The following is a 12,216-nucleotide window of genomic DNA, read 5'->3' on the forward strand; positions in this document are numbered from 1 at the left end:
ATGCCCTGGACCACGGTTTCTTTCTGCAGGGAGGCAACCAGTGCTTTCTGCTGCCCGATCACCCGCTCCACATCGTTGGGCTGGTATTCTTCCCCCAGCTGTTCCCGCACCACCGCCTGAGAGGCCACCGGCAGCCCGCTGGCTACCAGCGCTGCACCAAGCGCCTGCTCCTGAACGAACCGCCCCCAAACATCATCCTGCGCACGGTCCTGAAGGGGTTCAGATACTGCAACTTCGGACACTGCCGTCTCCGTCTCCGTCTCCCTGTGTTTCAGCTTCTCACTCTTTATTCGCTCGTCCATGTTCTCCTCTGCCTCCGCCATCATCGTCTCCTTCACGTCGCACAGTTGCGACAATATCCCCGTTCCTTCAACCGCCGGCGCGTTGACCGCGCTGGTTTCCTTTCCGCGCGGGTTCTCGAATATCAGTTCACACAGCCTGTCCTCGTCCCGGCCATCCTCGTCCTTCACCTGGTAGGTCCGTCCCGGCCAATGCCGACAAGAGCCCCCCAACCAATCCTCGTTACACACCGAGCAGGTGATCCCGTCGAAGTACCACCCGATGCTGAAGCGGTCGATCTGCCCTTCCAGGAAGCTGCGCATTCCCCGCTCGGTCGTCAGCCGTATGGTCTGCTTGAACGCGCCCCCCTCCAGCCTGGAGGCCATGATCGTCCCATCACGGCTTTCGATCTTCCGCACATCATGGTCGCGCAGGAATGGCTGACTCTCAAAGCTCACCCCGAACGCCTCCAGATCCTCCGCGCGGAAGCGGAAATGGTTGCTGTTGGCACCATCGCGGAACACCACCGCCCCAAACTCCACATGGTCGAACTCGCCCGCTTCCAGTTCCTGCCGCAGTCTCAACCGCTCGTCGTCGCCAACCCGCAACTCCCCGTCTTGCGGTTGGCTATGCACTTCAAAGTCAAACTCCATCGCTATTCCCCTTCCCCGGCCCTATCTAAAAACGCTCCATTCACGATCTCCTCGAAATCCCCCTCGTTGACTGTCTCCCCCGCAAATTTCAGCATCAGCCGCAACGCCAGCCGCCGCAATGCTTCACTCTCTCCGGTGATCCCTCTCAACGTTTGCAGCGCTTCGGTTATCTCATGCGCCGCACTGCTCAGTGACTCGTTGTCCACCGGCGCTATGTCCGGCATTTCGATCTCTATATCCGATGCTCGTATTGTTGTTCCACGCCGTAATCCACTCTCCACAGTCCAGTTCCACCCATGAACGACCAGATCGACCATCATGTGCGCGAACAACCTCTGCCGCCGGCGCAGAAACCGCCGGCGTTGCTCCCCCATGGCACTCGCCGTGGCCAGATTGGCATCTTCCCCCTCGCCGATGTCAACCAGGCCCGTCCCAGGTCCCCCGGCCACGATCATCCAGCGGATCGCGCGCCCGTCGTTGGCCGCGTCGCGCGCCGCCAGGCTCGGGCTCAACGCCTGCCATTCCTCGTTGTCGCGGTCCACGACCACCACGCTGCCCGCTTCGGGTGGCCGGCGGTATCGCGCCGAGGTTTCCCCGATCAGCCGCTTGGGAACCTTGACCACCCACACGAACGATCGCACCACCGCGTTGAGCCGCACACGATCTTCCAGCCAGCGGCTGTATCGCCGCAGCCAGGGCAAAATCGCTTTCAGGTCGCTTTCCCCCCGTACACAGCCCACCGGCCGGTTGATGGCGTAGTGCAACATCACAGGCCGCACACCGCTAACACCCCCACCAATAGCTGCTTTGCCGGCACTGTTCCGCTTCACGCCGGCCCGCGGCGCGTACCAGATCCGACCTTCTTCCCCTGGGCTGTCCGGCACTTCGTGGTATTCCAGTTCCGCCCGGAAGTCTCCAGGCCGCCAGACGATCTTTTCGATCCGGCTGGCCGGCATGGCCCGCACGATCACACTGCCATCACTGCCGGCGAATAGAACCAAATAAAGCTCCCCGCTTCGCGTGAGCTCGTCGCACCAACTGGATTGTTCGATCAGGATGTTGTTTTCGGGGTCGTCGTAGAAGTCACGCAGAAAGCGTTGTACACTGGCCTTGCTACTACTCATCGTGATGCCATCCCCCACCACGTAGGCCGTTACCATCTGCACCAGCCGGCGCGCCAGGGGATTGAGCCGCCAGGCTTCCAGCGCATCCTGGAACTCCTGCCGTAGCTCATGCCACGGCTTGTCGATCTCTGTTCCGGAGGAAACGGGTATCAGGCCGTCGTTGGGCTTCCCCACATCGACCGCCGTCACCGTCGCTAACCACGCTGCAAACCGCTGGATCAGGTTCATGGTTCCTGCCCGATCCCAAAGGGCCTACCAATCCCTCACCGACCCGGGCCGCCGGCCATCTGACAGCCCGGGCTTTCAACAATAGTTCAGACTACCCGCACTGAGTATCCACACAATCCTGCATCGGAACGATCACACCACCACCGTCGCCGGCAAACTCGACGACATCCATCGGAGCCGAGTCACCACCCTGGCTTCCGCCCTGGCAATCACCAGCAAAGGCCGGCACAGCAGCCACCAACATCATCGCCACAACCAGCACCAAAATCAACACGTTTCGACTCTTCACCTTTCCCCTCCATGAAGTTGTACAGTAAGATTTATGTAAAGCGACAGTTCAGCCAAAACCACCGGAAAAACAAAAAACGCCGCCGATTTCTCGGTGGCGTTCTGGACGCTCTCACTCGTGGTTGCGGTATTGGCCGCCGACGCATGGGAGCCACGCACTACTTCAACGCACGCCGGCGGCCTAACCCGTTCTCCACTGGCCGGTCACCCATCCAACGTTATTCGTTAAACCCGGCCAGCCCTCACACCATACAGCCTATCACAGAACACATGTTCCGTCAATCGCCCAGAAAACGCCTTTGTCAGCATTCGCCTTAATACATTCGAGCCCAAGCCGTTGGAGCTCCAATCGTTCCCACCTCTTCCCAGACCCCTGACGCAATTCTCGCCTCCTCCTCCCTGTGATATGTGGTACAATGGGTGTATCGACCTACACAACCATATAGCAAACGGGAGGCAAACCATGAAAACGTTGAGGCTCATTTCCCTGACCATCGCCCTGGCCCTGTTGACCACCCTGGCCGTGGCGGCGGGTGCACCACAACCGGTCACCTTGACCAATGGCGGCTGCACATCCACGGGCGGCTATGACCCCGCCTGCGACGTGGATCATAACGGCATCATCAACGTGACCGACATCCAACTCACCGCAGGCCACTGGAACGAGAGCGGTACCTGGGTAGGCGACAATAACCACAACCACCTGGGTCAGACCTGGGTGGGCACTAACAACCCGCTTCGAATCGAAGGCTCTTTCGGTACCCCGGATTATGCGGCCCTGATATTGAATAACTCAAGCGGCGATGGCGTGAGGGTGTACTCGGCTGGTGACGACGGCGTGGAGGTGGGCTCGGCTGGTGACGACGGCGTGTATGTGGGCTCGGTAGGGTCTCCAACAACTACAAGCAACTCGAGCGGCAAGAATGGTTTCGAGGTCGCAGGGGCCCAGCACTACGGTCTATTCGTAGGCCGGGCGGATTCTACAGGAGTGGTAGTAGACTCGGCGGGCGGCAGCGGCGTGGCTGTGGATTCAGCGAGCGATCATGGCTTCTATGTCGGTACGGCAGGGACTCCAGCATTTGCCAACGTTTCGAACTCAAATAACGGTTTCGAGGTTGCAGGGGCCGAGCATTTCGGTCTATATGTCGGCCGTGCTGGGCTCGCCGGGGTGAGGGTGGAATCGGCGGGCACCCACGGCGTGTATGTGGAGTCGGCGGGCACCCACGGTGTGAGTGTGAACTCGGCAACCCTCCACGGTGTGAATGTGAACTCAGCGACCTACGGCTTACATGTGGGTTCGGCGGATTACGGTGTGAGGGTCACCGGTAGCTCCTATGCTGGCTCTTTTGTTGGCGACATCGAGGTTATCGGCTCTTGCTACGGCTGCCTGCTGGCGACCTTCGGCGTTAACGCTGACGACAAACCCCTGGCTCCTGGCGACATCGTTTCCCTTGCCGGATTGAGAGAGAGCGGCGTGAACAGCGTGCCCATGTTGATGGAAGTCCAGGTTGCCACAGGCAGCGACGCAGTTGTGGGCGTCGTGCAAGGTTGGGCTGAACTGGTCACAGAGGAGGATCCCCGGCCCACTGAGATCGGTCTTCGCCTGGTTCCCCGAGATGGCGATGCCAGGCCGGGAGACTACGTCACCATCGCCTACTCCGGCCTGACACAGGTGAAGGCCAGTGGCCCTGTCGAGGAAGGCAGCAATCTGGTGGCCGGGGAGAGTGGCAGTGCCCGTGCCCAGCGTACGGTAACCGTGGAAGGCGTGGAGCTGGCGGAGAATGCCGATGTGATCGGCACCGCTCTGGAAAGACTTGATGCCGATGATGGACTGATCTGGGCGCTGGTCAATGTGCAGTAAATAATTACCCGCCTCGCTGGGCAAAGGGACAGATGAGTTTCTGCTGCCTGACCCACAATAGAGGCCGGCCCTAAAAGCAGCGGGACCGGCCTCCTCGATAGCTGTGATCAAACAGCTCTGCCCGGACCTGGGCGAGGGTCTACCTGTTGGCACTCACCCTCAATTCTGCTGGATGGTGACATCGGCCTCGAGATGAAAGTTCTCCGGCGTTGATTTATCAGGCTTTCCGTCGCCATCCCAGTCAGCGCCATCAGGCATCGAATGTGTCACGGTGTACACAAAGTGCAGGTCGTAGTCGCCTGGATCAAGCGTACCCAGGGAATAGTACCACATCACCGCCCAGAGAACGTCGCTGGACGGAATGCAGAATTCCTGTGCCAGCTGCGCCGCTTCATCTGCTGGCAGGTCCGGCCAGTCCAGCAGTTCGGGCCGCTCCCAGTACTGGCGGCTGTGCGGCTCCAACATCGCGACGGAGCCGCCGGGCCCGACGACCTCCATGGCGATCGATGCGGCACCTTTGCTGAAGGCCCTGACAAGCCCCTTGGTGCAGCCGCCCCAGCGCGCCATGATAATGACCTCCTGACCTGGCTCGACCTGGACTTGGTAGGCGGGTACAATATGCCGCGCAAATTCAATCCGGATAGCGAGGACTGGGTTGATACGGGCCTGGGTGGCTTCTTGAAAAACGAGGGAGAACCCGAAGCCGTGTATGAAGCCGAGTGGGGCAAGCAGAAGGTGCCAACGCTGCGCAACGTGGATCGGCGTCCCGATCCGGAGTTTGTAAAAGCTTACGGCCACAACGGCTTTTTCAAATCCTTGGAAGAAATAGTGAATTTCTACAACACTCGCGACGTAGAGCCACCGTCATGGCCCCCGCCCGAGATTCCCCAGAACGTCAACGACGTTGAATTAGGCAATCTTGGACTGGTCCCCGAAGAAGAGGCTGCGATAGTAGCCTTTTTGAAGACCCTGACCGATGGCTATACACCTACACCATGATGCGTAAGGACAAACGTCGGGCATGATCATTTGCCCAATGTTCTGCTAACTTCTGGAAGCATCGGTCGCCCTGGATTCTCAGGTGTTGGCTGGAAAAGAGAGACCTCCTGAGGTAGACGCCGGATTGTGAGTCCGAAAGGGATCTACCAATGAGGAGGTCTCTTTCATTGGCGGATACCCGATCGAACTGCTACCACCGGCCTGCGTGGAAACTCTCGACGCTCCTGCCTGTTGGGCCGACACATTCCGATTCGAATCGTTTCCGGACCCATACCTTGGCTTTTTATGCTACAATAGAGTCGTCCAATCATTCAAACCCTTGTAGCAAACCAGAGGCAACCCATGAAAACGTTTCGACTCGTTCCCCTGGCAATCGTCTTTTTTCTTCTGACCACCCTGGCTGTAACGGCAGGCGCACCGGAAACGGCGACCCTGAACAGTGGCGGCTGCATCGTAGGCGGCGGCTATGACCCCGCTTGCGATGTTGACCATGATGGCGATATCGATATCGATGACATTCAGCTTACCGCTGGTCACTGGAGTGAAACCGGCACCTTCACCAGCGACAACGACCACGACCACCTGAACCAGGTCTGGGAAGGGGTCAACAATTCGTTGGTAATCAACGGGACGTTCGGTAGCTTTCCCGACAACTTCGCCCCACTGGTGCTGGATAACCCGGATGGCCACGGCCTGTGGGTGAAAGAGGCAGGCGCCAGGGGCGTGCAGGTGAATTCGGCGGGTAGCGACGGTGTGCGCGTAGGTATCGCCGGCAATCCCAGCAACTTCAGCAATTCTGACGCAGAGAACGGTTTCGAGGTGGCGGGAGCGCAGGGGTATGGCTTGTACGTGGGCCATGCTAACTACAGCGGGGTATTCGTGAACGCGGCGGGCGAAGACGGCGTGAATGTGTGGTCGGCGGTCAGAAACGGCCTAACCGTGAATGCGGATGGCCACGGCCTGTACGTGTTTTCGGTAGGCGAAGACGGCGTGCGTATCAACTCGGCAAGCCACAAAGGCGTGAATGTGGTCGGAGCGGGCGAAGACGGCGTGTATGCCAACACCCAGGCCTCGAACGGCGAGTGGGGACTCGTCACCCCCGACAAGATATCTGGCAGCAACATAACCCTCAGCTCCGTGACAGTAGTCGCTCAGGTCACTGGCGATCAGGCTCTCACGGCTGGTGACGTGGTGGCAGCGGTGGGTGTGACCGATCCCCTGCCCGACAGCAACATATCGCTGGCCATGGTGCGTCCAGCTGATAGCACCTCTTTCACCGGCATTGTCGGCGTGGTCGAGGGGCGCATGGCTCTCACACCCCAGCGTCAACTTGAGGATGAAAAAGGCCAGGAACCTGTCCTGGAACTGCGCAGCGCCGAGGGCCCAGCCCAGCCGGGCGACTACGTGGCCCTCACCGTGCTGGGCGTGGCTCAGGTAAAGATTGACACCGGCGCAGACATCCAACCGGGTCAAAAGCTAACTGCATCGGATGTGGCGGGCCAGGCTCGTGCTCTGAAGACGGTGGAGGTCGAAGGTGTACGGCTGGCGGAAGATACCCCCTCCATTGGTATCGCCCTGGCTGCGCCTGAGCCGGGCCAGGACACCATCCCGGTCTTCATCACGCTGCGTTAGCCGGAGAGACTGTTGGAGCGACGCATTCCACCACAATCGTTTCCAGGCCCAAACCCTGGCTCGGGCACCATTTCGGTGGAGACCAGCCTCCCTGGAGAATGCGTCGCCCCTACGGGCCGCTCCCATCCCAGTCGTGTCGCCCGTTGCACATATTGGCAATTTGTGCTTTACTAAGCCCACACGAGCCAGGCCGCCCTGGTGCACTGCCGCGACGATTATCGGAACACATGCACCAATCGCCGATGAAAGGAACGATGAACCATGGCAAACATTGAGGATGTACAACGCGCACAAGAAGGTGACCAGAACCTGGTGGGCGTCGATTTAAGCGGCGCCGATCTCTGGCGATCAGACCTGGGTGAAGCTGACCTGAAGGGAGCCAATCTCAACTCGGCCAACCTGAGCAAGGCAAACCTGGAAAACGCCGATCTGAGCGGCGCTAATTTGAGCTACGCCAACCTGGCCGAGGCCAACCTGCAGAACGCCAATCTCTACGCGGCCAACCTGCGCAGCGCCAAGCTGTACGAGGCCAATCTGGAAAACGCCAATCTGGAAAACGCCGACGTCAGCTACGCGATCTACGATGACAACACGGCATGGCCGGAAGATTTCGATCCCGAAGAGGCAGGGGCGGAACTCGGAGGATAGCCTGATTGGCAATTGTCAATCCACTCCGCTTCGCTGCGGGACCTTGTGGCCAGTTGTCAATTGTCAACGAGCAGAAACTCATCGAGTCCCTGTTTTCGAACCTGGCTTGAAAAATCTTCCAGAGAGTCGAAGCGCCAGGATGCGCAGGTGCGCACTACCCAGTTGGCCTCCAGAGGCGTAATTGCAATGACGGGCACGCCGGCTCGCCAGGCTTCCCACATCTCCAGGGCCGTACCCATGCTGGCCTGGGGCAAATAGGCAATGACCAGGTCCGAGCGGGCGGCCTCTTCGACAATGGCGATCAACGCCGCCTCCACCTTGCCATCCCCGTAGGAAAGGCTATCGGGAAAGGCCGCCCAGGGATCGTAGATCTCTACGCCAGGCACCTGCGCCTTGAAAAGATCGGTCAGGTATGCCCGGTAGTCCTGCGCATGGACGCCGTTTTCGACCAGGGAACCTTGCATGATACCGGAAAGAAAAACTCTCAAGGGCGTTCTCCTCGGATTGCAGTTTCGGCAATCCCCCGTTCAGTCAGCTCTCTTTGGCCTTCAACCCACCAACCAGGTCCACATAGCCCTGCATGGCATCTTCCGACGACATACCCCTGGTTTTGGCCCAGGCGTCGTACTTGAAGCGGCCCTTCATGTCCCGGAAACCGGGCCGTTCGCCTGTGACATCACCTTCCGTTGCCTGCTTGTAGAGCGCGTAAAGTTTCAACAAGGTTTGGTCGGGTGGCCGCTGTTTCAGTGCCTTCGAGTCAACCGTCGCCTGTTCGAATTCCTGTCGAAGTTTCGTCATGAGTTGGCCTCCTTGGGCGCTTTGTCGATCTTTGAGGTAACAACGCATCAGCGATAGGAGTCGAGGCTGAGCGTAGCCACCTCTATTGAAGGATTTGCCGGGTTGGCGTGAAGAACCGGCTGAAGCCTCGACTCCAACTATCAGCCTGTTGTTGGCAATTGACCATTGACCACTGATAATTGACAATTTTTACCTAGCTGACGAGATAGCCTACGATCAATTTTGCCGTGTTTTCCAGCGCATCCCGATGGGTTCGCTCATAGTGGTGAGAGGCGTCCACGCCCGGCCCGATCAGGGCGACGCGCGCTTCTCCACCGCTGAACCAGTAGGCCTCGCCATCAGAGCCGTATCCTGGATAGACATCAGTACGAACCTCTAAGTCCATCTCCTCCGCCAGCTTTTCCAGGTTTCGCCGCATTGCAAGATCGTAGGGACCGCCGGCGTCCTTTGCACAAACAGTGACGGAGTATTCGTCCGACGTCTGCCTGGGAGCAACCACGGCCATATCGATCACCAGGAGCTCGGCCAAATCGTCTGGCAACCCGGCGGAAGCGCCATGTCCAACCTCCTCGTAGTTGCTGATGTGGATCGTGGTCCGCTGGCCGGGCGACTTACCGGCACGATCGATCGCCCGCAGGGCGCCGAAGATGGTGGCAACACCGGCCTTGTCGTCCAGATGCCGGCTGCGAATGAAACCAGCCTCGCTAATTTCCACCCTCGGGTCGAAAGCCACCACGTCACCTACCCGGATACCCAACGCCTCCGTTTCCTCCTTCGAAGCGGTCCGGCCATCGATGCGTATCTCCATGTCGTCGCCAGTATGTGCCGCTTCCCGTTTGTCCTTGGGACAGGCATGAAAGGAGGCGGTTTCAGGCAGAAAGGATCCCCGAATCGCCTGGCCGCTACTGGCAAAGACAGTAGCCCCTTCACCTTCCACGGAGGTCCAGGACCAGCTACCCAGTTGGCTGAGTTTCAAGCGGCCATTGTCCTTGATTGCGCTCACCACAGCGCCCAGGGTGTCCACGTGGGCGGTGACCGCCCGGGGGGCATCGCCGGCCGCGCCTGCCCAGGTGCCAGCCAGGACCCCTTTGCTGTTCAAGCTCATCTCGAAGGGCAGGGGGGCAAAGTGCTCGGCAACGTATGCCATGACCCGGCCCGTATCGCCGGTTGGGCTGGGTATCTCCAGCAGCCCAACCAGGAATGTTACCATTTCGTCGACGTCGATCTTCCAGTTCATATGTCCCTTTCCGATTCAGGTGTTCTCAGGATGCCAGAGCGCCGTCGGTGGACACTACTGATGATGCATCTGGGGTTGAGTGCTCTGTCAGAGGTGGCAACCTGGGTCAATAGCTCACGCAGAGGAGGATGGCTGTTCCCAGGGCCGAATGAAGTCCTCCTGGCCCACGTCCAGCGCATCAGCTACCCGGTTGATGTAGTTGAAATAGCTAACGATCTGGGTCACATCGTGAATGGCTCGATCTTCCAGGCCCACGGCTCGCAAGGCGTAGATGTCATCCTCGGCCATGCTGGCCGGCTGCGATGTCAGTTTTTCGGCAAAGGTGCAGAGCGCCCGATCCGTCCGGTTCAGGTCAGCCTGGCGCCAGCCGGTGGCAATGGCGGAGACATAGGCGTCCGCCTGCTGCTGGTCCAGATCGTAGTCCTTGACGACCTCGGCCCGGAGGTCATGGGCGTGGGACCGGACTCAGTAGACGCAGTGATTGTTAGCTGACACCACCACGGCCAGCATCTCCCGCTGGCTGCGGCTCAACGGCGACGGGCCAAACATCAACGCTCCATAGAAGTCCATCGATGCCTTCAGGGCCCGCGGATTCTGGCTCATGATACTGACAATGTGCCAGATCCGCCCGGCTCGTTTGGCCGCGGCATCATATTGCTTTTTCAACAGACCGGAGGCCTGGGCAGGCCCAATGATCTTGATCCAGGGCATGGGTTCAGTTCCCGCTGGCACCAAAGGGTAGAAAAGCTCGGAAAGTCGTCTCGAACACCTCGTTGGCGTCCAGGTAGTCGCCACTCCAGCCCCCGACAGCGTACACCCGCGACTCCAGGCTGGCCACTCCGGGCGACCGCCATTGGCCATGGAATGGCGTGGGGATCGATGACCATGTATCGGTCAGGCTGTCATAGCGTTCGTTGAAATCGACACCTGTTTCCCAACCGCCACCGATGGCATAAAGATAGTTCTCATTGGACGCCAGACCTAGGCCACCTCTGGGAAAGACAGTTGGCGCACATGCCTGCCAACGGCTTTCCCCGGGGGAAAAGATGCGACAATTGTTTAGCTCCTGCCGGCCATCATAACCGCCGACAACAAAGATTCGATCCCCCAACGAAGCCGCGGCTGAGAAGCCGAAAGCGTGAGGGCTCCCGACACTTTCGGTCCAGCGATCCGCGTGCGCATCGTACACAAACACCCTGTCCACGAAGGAGGATCCATCCCAGCCACCGAAGAGGTACATATTGTCCTGGTGGGTCGCCAGGGCATAGCCGGCAAGTGCAACTGGCAAATCAGCGCGCCGATCCCATCTGTCGGTAGCCGGGTCGTAGATCTCCAGGCCGGACATCACCGCGCCATCAACGCCGACTCCGCCGGGCACGAGGATTTTGCCATTGACAACGGCTGCCTGGACATTCGAGACAGCAGTTGGCTTGGACGCCCTGGGAAGCCATCCGTTGGTTTCGGGATCATACACCTGCAGAACTCCCGTGATCCCGTCGGGACCCTCGCCGGCAATGGCATACAAGCGGCCATCGAGTTCCGCCAGAGCCAGACGGCTCCGGGCATCTGGCAAGGGAGCCAGGGCCGACCAACGGCTGGCATCGTTGCGAACCGCTGCGCCGAATCGAGTCAATCCAGCATCGCTGAGGTCACTCAGCGATGAAGCGGACGGGGTGCGCCCTGGCAAAAAGGCAAGCAGTAAAGCCGCCAGGACCAGCCCGGCGGCCGCCAGGAAATAGACGCGCTGCCAGGCCGGCAAGGGTGGTTCTGCCGATTTCGCCTCAGACACCCTCTCGTCGCTCTCTCCTTCATCCAGCCCCTCTACGGCGATCCAACCCGACTGGATCCCCTTCATAGTGGCTTCAGTGCGGGAAGCAACTTCCAGCTTGGCGAAGATATTTCGCAGATGCACTTTGACGGTGTTAGGGCTAATCACCAGTTCCCTGGCAATCTCCTGATTGGTCATACCGCGTGCAACCAGGCCCAGGATCTCCTGTTCCCTTTTGCTAAGTGGATTCTCGTCAGCGGGCATGACGCAATTGTGCCATATCACGGTATTTTTGAGAAGGCGCCGGACCGGGCAGTGCCGACTGCTGACCACGGACCGCCGACCACTGACCGCAGCTGATTGTACGCTGACCACCGCCTTCTGATCTGCTGCCTTCCGGAATCTGCGGTCTGTCGTCTGCTGTCTGCCGGAAGCGGTCTGCCGTCCGCCGTCTGCGATCTTCTAGCCGCCGTGTCCCTCCATCCCCGCGTCCCCGCTTCTCCGTGTCCTTCGCTCCCTTCGCGCTTCGTGGCCTTCGTGAACCTTCGCGCCTTCGTGGCCTTCGTGAACCTTCGCGCCTTCGTGGTCCAACCCCCCGCGTCCCCGCTTCTCCGTGTCCTTCGCTCCCTTCGCGCCTTCGTGGCCTTCGTGAACCTTCGCGCCTTCGTGGTCCAACCCCCCCCGCGTCCCCGCGTCTCAAG

General features: G+C 59.7%; 14 protein-coding genes. 4 read left to right on the forward strand and 10 right to left on the reverse strand.

All coding sequences use genetic code 11. The features are described 5' to 3' along the window. From U9R25_12250 to U9R25_12260, 3 genes are all read right to left on the reverse strand, one after another. A partial coding sequence (locus U9R25_12250; GenBank protein MEA3336676.1) for a hypothetical protein occupies positions 1-932 on the reverse strand: 932 nt, incomplete at its 3' end. 2 nt (positions 933-934) lie between these two features. Then, complete coding sequence (locus tag U9R25_12255; GenBank protein ID MEA3336677.1) at positions 935-2,284, reverse strand: hypothetical protein; 1,350 nt, start codon at positions 2,282-2,284, stop codon at positions 935-937. A 91-nt stretch (positions 2,285-2,375) separates the two neighbouring features. Then, entirely contained in the window at positions 2,376-2,573 is a 198-nt protein-coding gene (locus U9R25_12260) for a hypothetical protein (GenBank protein ID MEA3336678.1), read from the reverse strand. A 462-nt stretch (positions 2,574-3,035) separates the two neighbouring features. On the opposite strand from U9R25_12260, the gene U9R25_12265 reads away from it, so the two are divergent. Next, a complete protein-coding gene (locus U9R25_12265; GenBank protein MEA3336679.1) occupies positions 3,036-4,433 on the forward strand; it encodes a hypothetical protein in 1,398 nt (465 codons plus the stop codon). 159 nt (positions 4,434-4,592) lie between these two features. Here the strand turns inward: U9R25_12265 and U9R25_12270 are convergent, their stop codons facing one another. Next, complete coding sequence (locus U9R25_12270) at positions 4,593-5,000, reverse strand: hypothetical protein (protein MEA3336680.1); 408 nt, start codon at positions 4,998-5,000, stop codon at positions 4,593-4,595. A gap of 51 nt (positions 5,001-5,051) precedes the next feature. Here U9R25_12270 and U9R25_12275 point away from each other — a divergent pair, with 51 nt between their 5' ends. The 3 genes from U9R25_12275 to U9R25_12285 all read left to right on the forward strand — a co-directional run bounded on the left by U9R25_12275 (position 5,052) and on the right by U9R25_12285 (position 7,712). Beyond that, complete coding sequence (locus U9R25_12275) at positions 5,052-5,432, forward strand: hypothetical protein (protein MEA3336681.1); 381 nt, start codon at positions 5,052-5,054, stop codon at positions 5,430-5,432. A 342-nt stretch (positions 5,433-5,774) separates the two neighbouring features. After that, positions 5,775-7,064 (forward strand): hypothetical protein, encoded by a 1,290-nt coding sequence (locus U9R25_12280; GenBank protein ID MEA3336682.1) that lies wholly within the window; start codon positions 5,775-5,777, stop codon positions 7,062-7,064. Positions 7,065-7,325: 261 nt separating this feature from the next. Further along, positions 7,326-7,712 (forward strand): pentapeptide repeat-containing protein, encoded by a 387-nt coding sequence (locus tag U9R25_12285; GenBank protein MEA3336683.1) that lies wholly within the window; start codon positions 7,326-7,328, stop codon positions 7,710-7,712. Between the two features lie 56 nt (positions 7,713-7,768). Here the strand turns inward: U9R25_12285 and U9R25_12290 are convergent, their stop codons facing one another. The 6 genes from U9R25_12290 to U9R25_12315 all read right to left on the reverse strand — a co-directional run bounded on the left by U9R25_12290 (position 7,769) and on the right by U9R25_12315 (position 11,779). Continuing rightward, positions 7,769-8,200: a hypothetical protein gene (locus tag U9R25_12290; GenBank protein MEA3336684.1), complete on the reverse strand. Its 432-nt coding sequence runs from the start codon at positions 8,198-8,200 to the stop codon at positions 7,769-7,771. Between the two features lie 43 nt (positions 8,201-8,243). Then, positions 8,244-8,510 (reverse strand): acyl-CoA-binding protein, encoded by a 267-nt coding sequence (locus U9R25_12295; protein ID MEA3336685.1) that lies wholly within the window; start codon positions 8,508-8,510, stop codon positions 8,244-8,246. A gap of 193 nt (positions 8,511-8,703) precedes the next feature. Next, a complete protein-coding gene (locus U9R25_12300) occupies positions 8,704-9,747 on the reverse strand; it encodes a M42 family metallopeptidase (GenBank protein ID MEA3336686.1) in 1,044 nt (347 codons plus the stop codon). A gap of 114 nt (positions 9,748-9,861) precedes the next feature. Next, a complete protein-coding gene (locus U9R25_12305; GenBank protein MEA3336687.1) occupies positions 9,862-10,035 on the reverse strand; it encodes a hypothetical protein in 174 nt (57 codons plus the stop codon). A gap of 177 nt (positions 10,036-10,212) precedes the next feature. Next, complete coding sequence (locus U9R25_12310) at positions 10,213-10,458, reverse strand: carboxymuconolactone decarboxylase family protein (GenBank protein MEA3336688.1); 246 nt, start codon at positions 10,456-10,458, stop codon at positions 10,213-10,215. A gap of 4 nt (positions 10,459-10,462) precedes the next feature. Beyond that, positions 10,463-11,779 carry a LuxR C-terminal-related transcriptional regulator gene (locus tag U9R25_12315; protein MEA3336689.1) on the reverse strand — a complete coding sequence of 439 codons (1,317 nt, stop codon included), beginning with the start codon at positions 11,777-11,779 and terminating at the stop codon, positions 10,463-10,465. Positions 11,780-12,216 lie beyond the last annotated feature (437 nt).

It is taken from the genome of Chloroflexota bacterium, assembly GCA_034717495.1.
GTDB lineage: Bacteria > Chloroflexota > Anaerolineae > JAAEKA01 > JAAEKA01 > JAYELL01.